Consider the following 16,591-nt stretch of genomic DNA (forward strand, 5'->3'; position numbering starts at 1 on the left):
AGCATGACGCTCCCCCGTTTTTGCCCGCTTCCAGCCTTTAGTCAGAACCGAGACTCAGCGTATTGCGCTGCCGCTTTTCTATCGACGATTTGAGCAACGCCGCCGAGCGGAAGATGCCGTGTGCAAACTTCCCGTAAGGCAGCGTCGCGAACAGCGCCATCACGATGCCCAGGTGAATCGCGAGGAGCGACGGCATGGCGGAAGTCGCCCGCAAAACCATGAGCGCGAGGCCCGACGCACTCGTGAGCAGCAGGAGCGCGATGAAACCGCGGTCCATCGGGCGCTGGCGCGTATCGCCCTGCTGCGCATGCCGTTTGAGGTTCAGCCACAGCAGCCCCGCCGGCCCAATGATCAGACCGATGCCGCCCAGCGTGCCCAGCAGCACCGGCACGCTGAAGAAAGGATACGGCGCTTCCAGCCCGAGCACGTAGTGATATGCCGTCGCGACCGCCGTCGCGGCAAAGCACAACATGAAGCCGTAAAACGTCAGATGGTGGAAGCGCCTTCTCGCAAGCGTGAAGGCGTCGTTCGATTCGTTGCAGCCGTCGCCGTGGCCGCCGTCGAGATACTTGAGCGTCAGCGCGTTTTTTGCGGCTTCGGCGAGTGCAGGCGCGCTCGCGTTCGCCGTTCCTGCCGATACGTCACGCCAGAAGCGCGTCACGCCCACGCCGAGCGCCAGCACGGCGAACAGGAACACCGCGCCGAACATCGCAGCAAGCAGGTTGTGCGGGAAGATCGCGTAAAAGCTCACTGCGGCGGTGTCGCCCGAGAATCCGCCATGCATCGCCGTGCCGAGCAGCAAGAAGAGCGCGAGCCCCGCTGCGAGCGCGACTGAAAGCGTGAGGCCATTGCGCTTGTACAACGCGCCAAATGCAGCCGGAAACGCGTATTCCGTGTAGGTTTCCAGGCGGACCTGCGCCATCGCCTTCGGCACGTTCACGGCGAATTCGTGCGGCGGCGCGTACTGGCAGGCGTGATAGCACGCGCCGCAGTTGTGACACAGGTTCGCGAGGTAGTTCACGTCCGCCTTGCCGAATTCGAGGCGGCGCGTCATGGCCGGAAACACGGCGCAAAAACCTTCGCAATAGCGGCAGGCGTTGCAGATCTGCATCTGCCGCGCCACTTCGCTTTCGCTGTCGCTCATCGGCACGATGGGGATCACCCGCGCGCCACCGCCTTGCGTCCCGCGAGCTGGCATCTTTGCATCGGCTGGCGCGGTGCGCGTGTGTTCGGCCGCGAGGGCGTCAGTGCGCTGCATGGTGAGTCTCCGTCGTCTGAAGTGCGGCGCGCGCAGCCTGCGTGCCGGCAATACGCCCGAATGCGGTGCCGATCGACATGCCGACTCCGGCCGTATACCCCTTGCCGAGCACGTTGCCCGCCATCATCTCGCCCGCGACGAACAGGTTCTCGCTCGCCTCGCCGCCGAAATGGACCTGGGCGCGGTCGTTGGTCTTCAGGCCGAGGTACGTGAACGTGATGCCAGGGCGCAGCGCATAGCCGTAGTACGGCGGTGTATCGATGGGGCGCGCCCAGTGCGTCTTGGGCGGCGCAATGCCGTCAGTGTGGCAATCGTCGAGCGCGGTGTGATCGAAGGTGCCGACACGGCACGCCTCGTTGTAACGTGTGAGCGTTTCCATGAAGCGCGCTTCGGGCAGGTTCAACTTGCGCGCGAGTTCGGGCAGCGTGTCGGCTCGTTCGCCGGGAAACACAGGCGGCATGAAACGGCCAATGGCTTTCGAATCGATGATCGAATAGCCAATCTGACCCGGCTGCTGCGCGACGAGCCGCCCCCAGATCGCGTAGCGTTTTGGCCAGAAGTCTTCGCCTTCGTCGTAGAAACGCTCGGCGTCGCGATTCACGACCACGCCGAGCGACACGCAGTCGATGCGCGTGCAGATGCCGCCGTCATAGAGCGGCGCGCGCGCGTCGATCGCGACGCAATGCGACTGCGACGGGTCGCCGATCATGTCCGCGCCCGCGTCGATCATGTGCCGGATCAGCACGCCCATGTTGAAGCGCGTGCCGCGAATGCGGAAGTTGTCGGCGGGCCATTCGCCGCGCTCGTTTTGCCCCCACGCTTCGCGCAGCCATTCGCGGTTCGATTCGAAGCCGCCCGCCGCCAGCACGCAGGCGCGCGCCTCGAAGCGCTGGCTGCCGCTCTTCGCCGCGACGAAGCGCCCGTCTTCCAGTTCCAATGAATCCACCGGCGTGTCGTAGCGAACCTCCACGCCAAGCGCTTGCGCACTGCGGTAGTACGCGTTGACGAGCGCCTTGCCACCGCCCATGAAGAACGCGTTGGTGCGCGCCACATGCAGCGCGCCGGAAAGCGGCGGCTGGAAGCGCACGCCGTGTTTTTGCATCCACGGACGGCACGTGGATGAGGCCCGGATCGTCAAACGCGCGAGATGCTCGTTGGTGATCCCGCCCGTGACCTTCAGCAGGTCTTGCCAGAATTCCTCTTCGGGATACGCGTCGACGAGCACGTCCTGCGGCGCGTCGTGCATGCAGCGCAGATTGCGCGTGTGCTGTGAATTGCCGCCGCGCCACTCGCGCGGCGCCGATTCGAGCAGCAGGACCGACGCGCCGGCTTCACGCGCCATCAACGCCGCGCATAGCGCGGCATTGCCTCCTCCGATCACAAGTACATCGACCATCCTGTGCGCCTCCTTTCGGGCACACTCTAATGACCGCGCGCTCGCCTCGCCATCAGCGGGCCGTTAATGGGTCTTCAGTTTTTGTGAAGACCGCCGTCAGGGCGCAGGCGCGCACCGGGCCAGCGCCCTTCGCGCACCAGTTGGCGGGCCACGTCGGCGAGCACGACACGCGCCGCCAGCCCGGCAGGCGACAGTTCGTCGTCGGAAACACTCGCGATCATGTTGGGGCGTGTTGCAAAGCTATCGGCCACGCGCACGCTCGCCAACGTCACGTTCTCCGGGCGCGCGAGCGCTGCGCCGGGCTGAATGGTCGCGCCGAATCCTGCGCGGACGTAATCCATCAGCAGCGCCAGGCCGTCCACTTCGGCAATGACATTGGGTTCGTATTTGGCGCGCTTGAACGCGGCGCTCAGCAGCGAACGCAGCCCGTGCGTGCCGCTCGGAAGAATCAGCGGCAGCCTGCCGATCTGCGCGAGACGTACCGAAGCGCCGCTGGGCATGCCATCGAGATCGCTCGCGCCGATGACGAATAGCCGCTCCTCGAGCAGCGACGCCACGCTCCAGCGTTGCGCCGGGACCTCGCGAAACAGCACGGCAAGATCGATTTGCCGCGCGCTCAACATGGTGGCGAGATAACCGGAAAGGCTTTCGACCATGCGCAGACGCACATGGGGATAGCGCTCGCGCATGGCCTGCATGAAGGCAACGCCAAGCACGCTCGCCGTGCTCGGCGCCATGCCGACGCTCACGTGCCCGGATAAACGCGCTTCGCGTGCGGCGAGCGCGGCATCGTCGATATGCCGCAGCGCGAGTTGCGCCTGACGCCAGAACGCGAGGCCGGCATCGGTTGGAACGACGCCGCTGGACGTGCGCTGCAGCAAACGTGTGGAAAGCTCGCCCTCCAGGCGGCTAATCTGCTGACTCAGCGCCGATGTCACGACACCGAGTTCCAGCGCGGCTTTGCCCATGCTCCCGTGTTCGACGACACTGAGAAAATAGCGCAGTTGTCTGAGTTCCATTTCATGATCGGCAAGAGCGGAAATTGCGGGCTATTGTCGCAGAATGGAATCGGCTTCCCGCTACGACGGCATCGAATCGAGGAAGACATAGAGCGCGGCGATTTTCTCGTCGCGAACGATGATCACATCCACGCCCGTATACTCGGGCGCCTCGTCCCGCGGCCCCGATCCCCACGACAGACGGCCCGCGTTGTGCAGCGCCTGTGGCTCACCAAGCGGCACGTAGGCGAAATGCGGGTGCGTCGCGCGCAGGGCCCCGGCGAACGTGTCGAGCGCATCGTGGCCGGCGAATACGCCGGGAGGCGCGTAGAGCACACAGTCCTCCGTATAGAGTTCCTCGATCGCCGCGCGGCGACGCTTTGCATCGCCTTCGCCGAAAACCTCTTGCAGGTTGCGATAGAGCAGTTCGTTGATCCGTTCGTTCATGGCATTTCTCCTTATCGATTCAGTCAATCGCACTACTGATTAAATCCGGGCCTTCCCACCGCCGACGACAATCTCCGTACCGGCGTTGTGACGAGACAAATTTAAGGCCGCATGTTATTTTTCGAAATAGAAATGACCGAAAACCATCGTTGCAAAATTGTCGATGTCAAAGCTACCGGACTTCGAAGGATTCGCGATGTTTGCGAAGGTTGCCGAGGAAGGTTCGTTCGCGGCTGCCGCGGCGGCCATGGGCGTATCCGTCGCCACAGTCTCCCGCGCCGTGACCCGGCTCGAGGAGCGGCTAGGCGGCAGGCTGTTCAACCGCACGTCCAGGCGGCTCGCGCTCACGGACTACGGGCATACGCTCGCCGAGCGCGCGTCGAAAATCTACGCCGACGCCGAAGAGGCTGAGGATTTCGCGCGCGAGACCTCGAGCCGGCCGCGCGGCCTGGTCAAGCTCGCGGCGCCGCTTTCCTTCGGCGCGCGCTGGGTGGCGCCACTTCTGCCCGAGTTCTTCCGGGCCTATCCCGACATATCTGTGGAGCTTCATCTCACGGATGCCCAAGCCGATCTGATTGGCGAGGGGTTTGACGCCGCCCTGCGTATCGCCATCCTCGAAGATTCCTCGCTCGCGGCACGTCTCATCGCGCCCGTGCGCCGGTTTGTCGTGGCATCGCCCGTGTATTTGTCGCGCAATGGCCGGCCGCAGCATCCGCATGACCTCGGCGCGCACCAATGCCTGACCTATGCCAACAGGAGCCGGCGGGACGTTTGGCGTTTTACGCACGAAAATGGCGAGGCATGCACGGTCACGCCAAGCGGCGCGCTGCGAGCCACGACCGTGGAAGCGTTGCTGCCGACGCTCCTCGCCGGACTCGCCGTCGCCGAGCTTCCCGAGTTCGTGGCGACGCAGTATTTCGCGGACAAACAACTCGAACCGGTTTTGACCGACTGGCGCTTGCCCGAAGGCGGCCTGTATTTCGTCACGCCCACCGCCCGCACACGGCCAGCCAAGGTGAGCGCATTGGCCGACTTCTTCATCGCGCGGCTCACTGCGGCGCAATGGAGCGCCGAGACGCTGATGGGTTGGAAGCCGCCGGGCGCGCGCAGCCGTTGATTGCGTGACCTGCTTTATCGGCGAGCGGCGATGCGATCTGGCGCGATTTTCGCGTGATTGCACTCGCCTCGAACCATATCTATAATTGAGTGCGTACTCACTCTACATTGAACCGAAATACGATGGCACGTCCTTTGAGCCCTGAAAAGCGCAATGCCCTGCTGGTTGCGGCAACGCAAGCCGTGGCCGAACAGGGCGTGCTGGCCAGCACGGCGAGTATCGCCCGGCGCGCGGGTGTTGCCGAAGGAACACTGTTCACGTATTTCGAGAACAAGGACGTGCTGTTCCAGGAACTGTATCTGCACCTCAAGCACGAACTGGCTGAAACCATCATGCCTGGCTATCCTTCCGAGGCGGGCTTCCGGCTTCGGCTGGAACATGTCTTCCAGCACTATGTGCGCTGGGGCGTGGCGAACACGGCCGGGCGGCTCGCCATCGCGAGGCTTTCGGCTTCAGGTCAGTTGTGGGATGAGACGCGGACACAAGGCATGGAGCCGTTCATGGCCGTTTCGCAAATGATGGAAGAAGCGGTGCAGCGCGGCGTACTGCTGGACGCACCGATCGCGTTTCTCTACTCCATCATCGAGCGCATTGCCGATACGACGATCGAATTTGTCGAGCGCCAACCCGACGATGCCGAGCGTCACCGCCAGCTGGGTTTCCATGCCGCCTGGCGAGCCATCACGCCGTAAAAATTTTCTTTAATAATTGAGTGCGTACGCACTCAATGTGGAAAAGGAGAAATCAACATGTCCAGTCAAAAGTGGTTCATTACCGGCGCATCCGGCGGTCTCGGGCTTGCCCTTGCCGAAAAGGTCCTGGCCGAAGGGCATCGCGTGGTTGCAGCGGTGCGGCGCGTAGCAGCGTTGGACGCGCTCAAGCAGTCCTGGCCGGATCAGCTCGAAGTGGAGTCGCTCGACGTGACCCGTCCCGAGCAGGTGCAGGCCGTGGCGGCACGCCATCCGGATGCCGATGTCGTCGTCAACAATGCGGGCGGCGCGGTCATCGGCGCGATGGAGGAGTTGAGCGAAGCCGACATCGAGCAGCAGCTCGCGCTGAATCTGCTCGCGCCCATCCACGTCACGCGCGCCTTTCTCCCAGCAATGCGCGCGAGAAAGCACGGCACGTTCATCCATGTCACGAGCGTCGGGGGACGTGCGGCCTTTCCGAGCGGCTCGATGTATCACGCCGCGAAATACGGTCTCGAAGGCTTTGCCGAAGCGGTGAGCCAGGAAGTGGCCGAGTTCGGCATCAAGACCCTCATCATCGAGCCGGGTTCCATCAAGACGGGGTTCGTCGCGAATATCCGCTGGACCGAGGCGCTTGCGGATTACAAGGACGGTGTCGTCGGCAAGCTGCGCCAGCAGATCAAGGAAGTCGGCGATGAGTATGCCTCGGGCGATCCCGTGAAAATGGCCGGCGCCATCTACGAGGTAAGTCAGTTGCCGCAGCCGCCGCTGCGTACTGTTCTCGGCGGCGACGCCTACACGGTGCTCGAGGCCGGCTATACGCGCAGTCTCGCCGCGCTGCAGGCTCAAAAGGACCTTGCCAACTCGGTGATGTTCGAAGGCAAGGCAGGATTCAATCCGCAGTGAGCTTTGCGAGTCGCATTTCGCAGGCATTCACCCACCCTTTCATTGCCAAATTGTCGATGCCGCTCGCTCGACGAAGGTTGAAACGATCATGTCAAAAGTCTGGTTGATTACTGGCGCGTCCCGGGGTCTAGGCCGCGCCATTCTCGAAGCCGCGTTGCAGGACGGCGGCAAGGTGCTGGCGAGCGCGCGCGACACGTCGCGTCTCGCCGATTTGCAGGCGCGCTATGGCGAGCGCCTCGCGACGTTCGAACTGGACGTCACGAACGAAGAGCAGGCACAGCAGGCGGTGTCCGAGGCGGCACGGCGATTCGGATGCCTTAACGTTTTGGTCAACAACGCCGGTTACGGACACATTCAGCCGTTCGAATACATGCCTGCCGATGATTTCCGCGCGCAGATCGAAACCAACTTCTTCGGCGTGGTGAACCTCACGCGCGCGGCCATCCCCGTGATGCGCGCCCAGGGCGGCGGCCATATCTTTCAGGTCTCGTCGGCAGGCGGGCGCATCAGCAGCCCGGGGCTCTCCGCTTACCAGGCGGCCAAATGGGCCGTTGGCGGATTCAGCGACGTCGTGGGCAAGGAGGTCGCGCCGTTCGGCATTCGCCTCTGCACGCTGGAACCCGGCGGCATGCGCACCGAATGGGGCAACGAGGCGCGTACGACGCTGCACACTCTTCCTCAGGACTACGAGGCTTCCATGGCCGGATTCAAGGCGCTGATCGACGCGTACGTGGGTCATGAAGTGGGCGACCCCGAGCGCATTGCGAAGCTGATCGTGATGCTCGCCTCGCATGAAGCGGTGCCCGCGCGGCTCGTGCTCGGCTCGGATGCCTGGCAGATCGTGGAAGCCGAGGAGCAGGCCCGCCGCGAATCCATGCAAGCCTGGAAAGCCGTGACGCTCGCGGCCGACTTCGATTCCGCAATGCCCGCGTGGCCGTCGGAGTGACATCATGCGCGTCGTACTGATCGGCGCGACCGGCATGGTCGGCCAGGGCGTGTTGCGTGCGTGCCTTTGCGCGGCGGACGTCACCGAAATCATCGTGATCGGCCGGCGCGCGCTGGAGGGCTACGATGATCCGCGACTCAAGCTCTTCACCGTGCCGGATCTTGCAGGCTTTCAGGCCACGGACGAAGCGTTTTCCAGTATCGACGCGTGCTTTTTCTGTGCAGGCGTATCGTCCTTCGGCATGGCCGAAGCGGCTTATCGGGCGATCACCTACGATCTCACGCTCCACATCGCTCAGGAACTGCTTCGCGTGAGCCCCGCGATGACGATGGTCTATGTGTCCGGCGCGGGCGCGGACAGTAGTGAACGAGGCAACAGCATGTGGGCCCGCGTGCGCGGACAAACCGAAAATGCGCTGCAGCGCCTGCCGTTTCGGCAGGTGGCTATTTTCCGGCCGGCGGCGATCTTTCCCGAGGACGGCATACAGTCGCGCACGGCCGCGTATCGATGGATGTACGTCGCCCTCAAGCCGCTACTCGCATTGGTTCGGCGAATCTCGCCAAATAGCGTATTGACTACCCGAATCATTGGCGATGCGATGCTAAACGCGGTGCGCCGCGGTGTACCGCAAGCTATTCTGAAGCCTGCCGATATCCATCGACTCGCCAGTTCGCGAGCGTGATCCAGTTGCGCGCATGCGCGGTCCCTGCGTGCGTCGCTCGATGGCTTATGCCTCCAGCGATTCGTGCGGCGCGCTCGCGGAACAGTCGCGCAGTTGCTCGATCAGCCATCTTCCAGCCGGACCCGGCGGTGCCGCAACGGGGTACACGGCCAGCATCGGAAGCACGAGCCCACCGGCGGGCACGTCTTCGACGTGAAGTTCAACGAGACGTCCTGCCGCAATGTCGTGCTGGATGGCATGCACGGGCATGCCGCCCCAACCTAGCCCGTGCACCAAAAGCGCATGCTTGGCGAACAGATCGGCAACGCGCCAGGTCGCCGCAGACATCACGCCGAATTCGTGGCCTGCCGACAATTCGGTCCGGTCGGTTAGCACCAGTTGCGTATGGCGCGCGAGTTCATCCTTGGGAATCGGCCCACGAATCGCGGCGAGTGGATGCGTACTGGCCGCAACCATCGCAAACGCGACGCCAGCGAGCCGCTCCGACGTCAGTCCTGGCGGCACAAAAGGCAAGGAACCCACGATGCCGACCGCAGCACGTCCGTCGATGACGGGTTGATAAGCACCGCCGAGCGCTTCCGCGTAGAGCCGCAAAGGTACACCCGGAAAGTGCTCGCGAAACGCCTTCGCGGCCTCGACGACAACCTGAAACGGGAAAAAGACGTCCACCACGACGGACAATTCGGGTTCGAGCCCGGCCGCCATGCCCTTGGCACGCGCCTTCATGCCATCCACGCCGGAAACAACATTGCGCGCGTCGGCCAGCAGCACACGCCCTTGCGCGGTCAGAACCGGGTAGCGCCCTCGCCGGTCGAACAGCGCTACGCCGATCTGTCCTTCCAGATTCGACACTAGCTCGCTGACCATCGATTGCGCGCGGCGAAGCTTCCTCGCCGCCCCGGAGAAGCTGCCTTCGTCGACCGCCGTGATGAATGCCCGGAGCTGGTCCAGCGATACGCCATCCAACATTTTGGTTTCCTAAACTCGAAAACTCACCGGGGCGGAAGCGGACAAAGGCCGCCCCGTCGATACTGCACGGGCGGCCCGTCGCGCTGCCTCAGCCCGGTGCCTCAGCTCGCACTGGCCGCTGCCAGTCGCGCGCTGAAGCGCCCAAGCCGTTGATCCAGGCTATAAGCACCCGCGCCGAAGTAAGCGATCTGCAGAAGGCCGCCCGCCATCATGACGTTCTTCAGGAAGTGAATCATCTGATTCTGGTCTGCGAAATTGTTGTGGAAGAACGCTGCCGTGACCAGACAGAACACGGCCATCACGACCGACAGGGGACGCACGCGGTAGCCCGAAATCAGCAGCAGGCCGCCGCCCAGCTCGATCACGATCGAAACCAGGTACGCGAGCGGCGGAACGGGCAAACCCATCGCTTTGATATAGCCAACCGTTGCCGCGTAGGCGGCTAGCTTGCTGAGCCCGCTCATCGCAAAGGGCACACCCAGCATGACGCGGCCCAGCAGCGGAATAAACTTGAATCGTTCCATGACGATCTCCTCAAAGAAGTTCACTTTGGTGGACCAGGATAGGGATTCGCGCCAGCCTCCACCATCGCCAGTCGCGCACAGACCATTTCAATCAGGATTACGAAACATCACCCCTTCCGATCGACAGATCGCCCGCATCCACCGTGTTGCCCGGACGCTCGAAACCGGCGCGATTCAACTGTTCTGTAGCCGCTGAATAACCCGTCCTCGGTCAGTTGCGCCATACTAAATCCGCAACGATCACGCGCCAATCTCCCGAATTGCAAAGCAACGTTGCGCGTGATAGAACGACGCATCCTCAGCGAGAGCCCGACGATGAACCAGATCACCGACCTCAACGATCTCCGGATCTTTGTAGAAGTTGTCGAGCGCGGGAGCTTCACGGCGGCGGCGCACGCCCTCGGCTCGCAGACATCCAAGCTCAGCCGGCGTGTTCGTGCACTCGAGGAGGAGCTGGGTGTTCGCCTGCTCAATCGCACCAGCCGCAGCCTGTCCTTGACCGAGATTGGGCGGCGCTTTCACCAGCATTGCCTCGCCCTCGTTGCGGAATCGAAAGCCGCCAAGGATATCGTCGACCAGACACGCTCCAAACCGCAGGGCACGATACGGATTAGTTGCCCGGTAGGATTGCTCAGCTCGGGCATTACCCCGATGATCGCGCAATACATTCAGGACAACCCCGAGGTGCAGGTGCTCGTCGATGCCACCAACCGCCGCGTGGACGTCGTGGAAGAAGGGCTCGACTTCGCTATCCGCGTGCGGCTTCCCCCTCTCGAAAGCACCGATCTCGCCGTCCGGCAACTCGGGCTCTCCTCGCAGATCCTCGTTGCCAGTCCGGACCTGGCCGCACGCCATGCCGCGCCCGCGTCGCTGCAATCACTCGAAGCGTGGCCTACGCTCTCCATGGCGAACAGCAGCGAGAAGTTTGTCTGGAACCTCGTGGACACCGAAGGCAACGCATCGTCATGGGCACATCGGCCGCGTCTCGCGAGCGATGACCTCGCCAGCCTGCGCATCGCAGCGATGAATGGCGTTGGCGTGGCCTTGCTGCCTCGCGAACTCGTGGATGCCGATATCCGTTCCGGCCAGCTTCTACACCTGCTGCCTGGGCTTGCCACCGAACCCGGCCTCGTGCACGCGATTTTCGCCTCGCGCCGCGGCATGGTTCCAGCAGTCCGGCAGCTGCTGGACGCGCTAGTCGCGGGCTTCGAAAAGCTGAACAGCAAGCAATAACGAGAGCCTGAGTGCGCGTTGGCCCTTCAGCGGCCGACGTTTCTATTTATTTCGCTATCCAAATTGATTGCCGAAGTGTCGCCTGCGCTGCCCAGTGGCTTCACGCCGACATTTGAATAGTCACGTCAGCGGCAAAACGGGTTGACACGTCCGTGAGCGCATCCTAACATACAACAATGCTGCATACGTTCACTATTGTTGAACGCAAAACATCCAGGAGACTACATGAATACGCTTTCGTATGAGCGCGGAACACGCACCACGGCGCTCATCAATCAGACGATTGGCGACTACTTCGATGCGATCGCCCATCGCTTGAATGAACATGCTGCGGTCATCAGCCTGCATGAAAGCATCCGCCTCACCTACGGCGAGCTTCGGCAAAAATCGGACGATCTCGCCGCGGGATTGCTTGCCTCTGGACTCGAGCCCGGCGACCGGATCGGCATCTGGTCGCACACGAACATTGCCTGGCTGCTCATGCAATTGGCCACGGCAAAGGCCGGGCTGATTCTCGTGAACATCAACCCGGCCTACCGGAGCGCTGAACTCGAGCATGCGCTGAACCTGGTGGGGTGCAAGGCGATCGTGACGATGGTCCAGTACCGTTCGAGCGAATACCTGAACATGCTGAGGGAATTGGGCAAGTCGCGCTTGCCGAAGCTCGAGACGATCTGGTGGATCGACGAAAGCGGCGCGCCGGACGAGGCGGGCGCGCAACGCTTCTCCGGCCTGTTCGACCTCGCGGCGGCCGGCCGCACTTTGCTCGACGAGGTTCGCCCAACCGTGCGTCCGGACGACGCCGTCAATATCCAGTTCACGAGCGGGACGACCGGACTGCCCAAGGCAGCGACGCTCAGTCACCGCAATATCCTGAACAACGGGTACTTCGTTGGCGAATGCATGAAGCTCACGCAAATGGATCGCGTCTGCGTGCCCGTGCCGATGTACCACTGCTTCGGCATGGTCATGGGCAATCTGGCATCGCTCACGCACGGTTCGACAATCGTCTACCCCGCCGCAAGATTCGACGCTGAAGCCGTTCTCGAAGCCGTGCAGGCTGAACGATGCACAGCGCTGCTCGGCGTGCCCACCATGTTCATTGCCGCGTTGAATCACCCGCGCTTTGCGGCATTCGACAAGCGCACGCTACGCACCGGCATCATGGCCGGCTCCCCTTGCCCGATCGAAATCATGCGGCGTGTCGTGGACGAAATGAACCTCTCCGAAATCACCATCGCCTATGGCATGACGGAGACCAGCCCCGTGAGTTGCCAGAGCATGACCGATACCCCGCTCGACAAGCGCGTGACCACGGTTGGTCAGGTACTGCCGCATCTCGAGATCAAGATCGTCGACCAGGTGAGCGGCGAAACCGTGGACCGAGGTCAGCCCGGCGAGCTTTGCACACGCGGCTATTCGGTCATGCTCGGCTACTGGAACCAGGAGGACCGGACAAAAGAAGCGATCGATGCCAAAGGCTGGATGCACACAGGCGACCTCGCAACGATGGATGCGGCGGGCTACGTCAACATCGTTGGAAGAATCAAGGACATGGTGATCCGCGGCGGCGAAAACCTCTATCCGCGCGAGATAGAAGAATTTCTGTACACCTGCCCCGGTGTGCTCGACGTTCAGGTGGTGGGCGTACCCGACAAGCATTTTGGCGAGGAACTCTGCGCTTGGATCGTCACCGCGCCCGGCGCCATTCTTGACGAAGGCAGTGTCCGCGAATTCTGCCAGCCACGCATCGCGCATTACAAAGTGCCCAAATACATTCGCTTCGTCGACTCGTTCCCGACTACCGTGACCGGGAAGATCCAGAAGTACCTGATCCGGCAAATCATGAGCGATGAACTCGGTCTGCAAGACCAACAAACGGCCTGACACTCCTGAGCGAGTGGCATTCGCCAGATCCCTCACCTTTCCTCATCACAGTTTGCTGGAGCACTCGCCATGGCAGAAGTTGATATGCAATCGGTCTATATCGTCGCGAAAGATGTTGGCCGGCTTTCCGAGTTCTATATCGCGGCGTTAAATATGCCGGTCCAGTTTCGCGACGCGAACAAGTGGACGCAATTCCGCCTGCAACGCAGTGCGTTTGCGCTGAGTTCCGCAGAGGAAGCCGCACAAGGCGCGGTCGGCGCCGTCCCCGTTTTCCAGATTGCCGGCGAGGCACGTGCGGAAGTCGAACAGAAGATTCTCAGTTCAGGCGGTCTGCTGCTCGGGCAGCGCGACATGGGAACGCACGGTTTCGTCGCCACCTACAAAGACCCCGAAGACAACATCTTTCAGGTCTTCAGCAAGACTTCTGCGCGTTGATTGGCAGCCCTGCACCAGGCGCGAAGATCACCTAATTCTCAATTACTGGAAAAATCATGAAGTTTGGAATTTTTGACCAAAATGATCGCAATGGTCTGCCAATCAATCAGCAGTACGAAGAGAGACTGCAGATCATCGAACTGTACGACAAGCTGGGTTTTCACTGCTATCACATGTCGGAGCACCACGCGACCACGCTGAGCGCGTGTCCGTCGCAAAGCGTGTTCCTCGCCGCCGCCGCGCAGCGCACCCGCAAGCTGCGCCTTTCGCCGCTCGTCTACATTCTTCCGATTCATCATCCCGTGCGGCTCGCCGAAGAAATCTGCATGCTCGACCATTTGAGCGGCGGCCGCTTCGAATACGGCGTGGGACGCGGCGCCTCGCCCCACGAGATCGAAGCGCTCGGCGTCGACCCTGCCACGGCTCAAGCCCGATATGTGGAGTCGTATGAAGTCGTGAAGCGCTTTCTCAACTCGGATACGCTCAACTACGAAGGCACGTTCTGGAAGTTCAAGGATATGCCCATCGAGATCAAGCCACTGCAGTCGCCGCCGCCGACGTGGTACGCACTGGCATCGCCCGAGTCGACGGTTTGGCCCGCGCAGGAAAAGATGAACATCGTGTGCGCAGGCCCCATTCAGCGCGTCCGGGCAATCACCGACCGCTATCGCGAGGAATTCGCCAAGCGGCACCCGTTTGAAGCAGAACCGCTCATGGGCGTGAATCGCTATATCGTCGTAGCGGAAACCGATCAGGAAGCGATGGAAATAGGCTCGCGGGCATGGTCTGCGTTCTATCCGAACTTCATCAAGCTCTGGAAGAAGCACGGCACCGAACCCGTCAACCAGAAGCTTCCTCCGACGTTCGAACCGCTCGTGGAATCCGGTCTCGCCGTGGTGGGACGGCCGGAAACCGTCCGTGAAAAGCTGCTGGAACAGGCAAACAACGGCGGTTTCAACTATCTGATCGGCACCTTCATGTTCGGAAATATGTCGATGCAGGAAGCCAAAACGTCGATCGGACTCTTCCACGAATCCGTCATGCCGGCATTCGGTGAACTGGAAAAGGTTCCGTCATGAACGCGATTCCTCTGTCCGAGCACGAACGGTCAGCCATCGGAACTTTCGACAAACGTCAGCTGAGAAACGTTTTGGGCTCCTTTGTAACTGGCGTAACCGTGGTAACCACGCTCGACACCGAAGGAAAAATGCATGGCCTCACCGCCAATTCGTTTTCCTCGGTGTCTCTCGACCCACCGCTTGTGTTGTGGAGTCAGGCGACATCCGCTGGAAGCCACGCGGCCTTCAGGGATTCAGAGCGCTTTGCGATCAACATCCTGGCGGAAGATCAGCATGGCCTGGCCAATCATTTCGCCACGCGATCGCCGGACAAGTTCTCGGGCATCGAATATGACGTCGGGGTCGACGGCCTCCCCGTACTGCGCGATTGCAGTGCCTGGCTCGAATGCAAGGCAGTTGCCTGCTATCCCGGCGGCGACCATGTGATCTTTCTCGGTTCAGTCGAGCGCATTCGCCAAAGCGCGCGGCGGCCGCTGGTCTTTGGCGGCGGCCAGTACCTGGTGGCAGATCCACACGACCTGGGTCACGCTCCGGTCGGAACGCAAGGTACGATGAAATCCCGGCCGCATGCGGTGCGACTGGCGAGCCGCAGTATGTTGCGGCTCGCCAGTACGCTCGACAAATCGCTCGCCCTGGTGGCATGGGGCAATCACGGACCGACTGTGATCGCCTGGCAGGCCGCGGCGACACCTGTAGCCGCGGATCTGCCTTTGGGGCTCGTGCTGCCGGTGACGTCTTCGGCTTCCGGGCTTGCACTCGCGGCCTTTCTTCCGCGTGAAGCGATCGACCGGTTCGTTGTCGCGGAGTTGCGTGAAAACGCTCGGCGCGAATCACAGGATTTGCCCGTTGCCGCAGAGACCTTCTCTGGCATGCTCGAATCGGTCAAAGCTTCGCGCGTAGCGACGAGGCGCCCCGGACCGTTTCATGACGACCGAGTCCTCGCCAACGCAATCAGCGTGCCCATCCTTTCGCCAGACGGCATGGCAGTGCTTGCCTTGACCGCGATTGGCCCCGCAGAGCAATTCGATGCGGCAACCGACGGACCGTGCGCGCAAGCCCTCAAGGCCGCCGCACAGGAGATTTCTCTAGCGCTGCGCGAAGCATGAATGCCCGCTCCGCACATAGCGCACTCGATAGCGACCCCACGAAAGCCATGACTGAAACAGATAGCCGCTTACTCGAAGCCGCCTTGCCTCCCGTAGCACAGATCCGGGTGAACCTCGACTCGCCAAGCGGCAAGCAAACCATCGCCTACCGCGAGGCGGGCGACAAGGCAGCGCCACCTATCGTCCTGCTGCACGGCATTGGATCGAACTCGGCGGGATATCGCGCACAACTCGCAGGACTTGCCGCGCGCCATCGCGTGATCGCCTGGGATGCCCCGGGCTACGCACAAAGCAGTCCGTTTGCGATCGCAACGCCTCGCGCCGCCGACTATGCGGAGGCCGTCATGGCGATGATGACGGCGTTGGGCATCTCGCGTGCGACGGTTGTCGGCAGTTCGTGGGGCAGCGTCATCGCAGCGACCTTTGCGGCGCAATATGCCCACGCAACGCACGCTCTCGTATTGAGCGCGCCCAACGTCGCGCGCGCTCACCTGACGCTTTCCGATCGCGCCGCCGCGCGCGAGGCGCTGATGCGAAGCGCAGCGGCGCAGTCGCCCGAAGCGCGCGCCTCGGTGGTCGACGCCCTGCTCGCCGCCAACGCCACGCCCCAGGTCCGCGCGCTTGTCTCGACACTCCGGGACGCGGTTACGCCAACGGGATGGGAACATGCCGTCAACATGCTCTTCTCGGCCTATACGCCAGTGGTGGTCGCATCAGTCGAGGCGCCAATTTCCATCGTTATCGGCGACGAAGATCGCATCGCACCTGGCGACGATCACGCGCGGCCTATACACAAGGCAGCGCGCAATTCGACGCTCCATGTGCTCGAAGGTATTGGCCACATGCCGAAGCTTGAAGCGCCGGACAGGTTCAATTCCATCGTATTGGCCGCTGCCGCCGGTGGATACACGTGACGCAG

The 16,591-nt window shown here is 62.3% G+C and carries 17 protein-coding genes; 11 read left to right on the forward strand and 6 right to left on the reverse strand.

The window, feature by feature from the left end; all coding sequences use genetic code 11:
• Positions 1 to 37: 37 nt before the first annotated feature.
• From tcuB to U5A52_RS02410, 4 genes are all read right to left on the reverse strand, one after another.
• The gene (tcuB, locus tag U5A52_RS02395; RefSeq protein WP_321933737.1) at positions 38 to 1,258 is read right to left on the reverse strand and encodes a tricarballylate utilization 4Fe-4S protein TcuB; all 1,221 of its coding nucleotides are present in this window, start codon (positions 1,256 to 1,258) and stop codon (positions 38 to 40) included.
• Positions 1,245 to 2,654, reverse strand: a complete 1,410-nt coding sequence (tcuA, locus tag U5A52_RS02400; RefSeq protein WP_321933739.1) for an FAD-dependent tricarballylate dehydrogenase TcuA — start codon at positions 2,652 to 2,654, stop codon at positions 1,245 to 1,247. The genes tcuB and tcuA overlap by 14 nt, the downstream gene beginning before the upstream one ends.
• A gap of 74 nt (positions 2,655 to 2,728) precedes the next feature.
• Positions 2,729 to 3,673, reverse strand: a complete 945-nt coding sequence (locus U5A52_RS02405; protein ID WP_321909607.1) for a LysR family transcriptional regulator — start codon at positions 3,671 to 3,673, stop codon at positions 2,729 to 2,731.
• Positions 3,674 to 3,733: 60 nt separating this feature from the next.
• On the reverse strand, positions 3,734 to 4,099 hold the full coding sequence (locus tag U5A52_RS02410) for a nuclear transport factor 2 family protein (protein WP_321933742.1): 366 nt from the start codon (positions 4,097 to 4,099) through the stop codon (positions 3,734 to 3,736).
• A gap of 163 nt (positions 4,100 to 4,262) precedes the next feature.
• Here U5A52_RS02410 and U5A52_RS02415 point away from each other — a divergent pair, with 163 nt between their 5' ends.
• The 5 genes from U5A52_RS02415 (at position 4,263) to U5A52_RS02435 (ending at position 8,439) form a co-directional block, all read left to right on the forward strand.
• Positions 4,263 to 5,216 (forward strand): LysR family transcriptional regulator, encoded by a 954-nt coding sequence (locus U5A52_RS02415; RefSeq protein WP_321933743.1) that lies wholly within the window; start codon positions 4,263 to 4,265, stop codon positions 5,214 to 5,216.
• Positions 5,217 to 5,338: 122 nt separating this feature from the next.
• The gene (locus U5A52_RS02420) at positions 5,339 to 5,908 is read left to right on the forward strand and encodes a TetR/AcrR family transcriptional regulator (RefSeq protein ID WP_321933745.1); all 570 of its coding nucleotides are present in this window, start codon (positions 5,339 to 5,341) and stop codon (positions 5,906 to 5,908) included.
• Between the two features lie 57 nt (positions 5,909 to 5,965).
• Complete coding sequence (locus U5A52_RS02425) at positions 5,966 to 6,811, forward strand: SDR family NAD(P)-dependent oxidoreductase (protein ID WP_321933747.1); 846 nt, start codon at positions 5,966 to 5,968, stop codon at positions 6,809 to 6,811.
• Positions 6,812 to 6,899: 88 nt separating this feature from the next.
• Positions 6,900 to 7,757, forward strand: coding sequence for an SDR family NAD(P)-dependent oxidoreductase (locus U5A52_RS02430; protein ID WP_321933749.1), 858 nt, complete (start codon positions 6,900 to 6,902; stop codon positions 7,755 to 7,757).
• Between the two features lie 4 nt (positions 7,758 to 7,761).
• Positions 7,762 to 8,439: an NAD-dependent epimerase/dehydratase family protein gene (locus U5A52_RS02435; protein ID WP_321933751.1), complete on the forward strand. Its 678-nt coding sequence runs from the start codon at positions 7,762 to 7,764 to the stop codon at positions 8,437 to 8,439.
• Positions 8,440 to 8,484: 45 nt separating this feature from the next.
• On the opposite strand, the gene U5A52_RS02440 is transcribed toward U5A52_RS02435, so the two are convergent.
• Complete coding sequence (locus U5A52_RS02440; protein ID WP_321933752.1) at positions 8,485 to 9,408, reverse strand: LysR family transcriptional regulator; 924 nt, start codon at positions 9,406 to 9,408, stop codon at positions 8,485 to 8,487.
• A 101-nt stretch (positions 9,409 to 9,509) separates the two neighbouring features.
• A complete protein-coding gene (locus U5A52_RS02445; protein WP_321909620.1) occupies positions 9,510 to 9,932 on the reverse strand; it encodes a DoxX family protein in 423 nt (140 codons plus the stop codon).
• Between the two features lie 315 nt (positions 9,933 to 10,247).
• Here U5A52_RS02445 and U5A52_RS02450 point away from each other — a divergent pair, with 315 nt between their 5' ends.
• The 6 genes from U5A52_RS02450 to U5A52_RS02475 all read left to right on the forward strand — a co-directional run bounded on the left by U5A52_RS02450 (position 10,248) and on the right by U5A52_RS02475 (position 16,586).
• Positions 10,248 to 11,165: a LysR substrate-binding domain-containing protein gene (locus tag U5A52_RS02450; RefSeq protein WP_321909622.1), complete on the forward strand. Its 918-nt coding sequence runs from the start codon at positions 10,248 to 10,250 to the stop codon at positions 11,163 to 11,165.
• A gap of 225 nt (positions 11,166 to 11,390) precedes the next feature.
• Positions 11,391 to 13,052: an AMP-binding protein gene (locus tag U5A52_RS02455; protein ID WP_321933754.1), complete on the forward strand. Its 1,662-nt coding sequence runs from the start codon at positions 11,391 to 11,393 to the stop codon at positions 13,050 to 13,052.
• Positions 13,053 to 13,121: 69 nt separating this feature from the next.
• Positions 13,122 to 13,487 carry a VOC family protein gene (locus U5A52_RS02460; protein ID WP_321933756.1) on the forward strand — a complete coding sequence of 122 codons (366 nt, stop codon included), beginning with the start codon at positions 13,122 to 13,124 and terminating at the stop codon, positions 13,485 to 13,487.
• Between the two features lie 56 nt (positions 13,488 to 13,543).
• Complete coding sequence (locus tag U5A52_RS02465; RefSeq protein WP_321933759.1) at positions 13,544 to 14,566, forward strand: LLM class flavin-dependent oxidoreductase; 1,023 nt, start codon at positions 13,544 to 13,546, stop codon at positions 14,564 to 14,566.
• Positions 14,563 to 15,672: a flavin reductase gene (locus U5A52_RS02470; protein WP_321933762.1), complete on the forward strand. Its 1,110-nt coding sequence runs from the start codon at positions 14,563 to 14,565 to the stop codon at positions 15,670 to 15,672. Before U5A52_RS02465 ends, U5A52_RS02470 begins: the two co-directional genes overlap by 4 nt.
• 47 nt (positions 15,673 to 15,719) lie before the next feature.
• Positions 15,720 to 16,586, forward strand: coding sequence for an alpha/beta fold hydrolase (locus U5A52_RS02475; RefSeq protein WP_321933764.1), 867 nt, complete (start codon positions 15,720 to 15,722; stop codon positions 16,584 to 16,586).
• The last annotated feature ends 5 nt before the right edge of the window (positions 16,587 to 16,591 follow it).

The sequence above is a fragment of the Paraburkholderia sp. J8-2 genome (assembly GCF_905220195.1).
GTDB lineage: Bacteria > Pseudomonadota > Gammaproteobacteria > Burkholderiales > Burkholderiaceae > Paraburkholderia.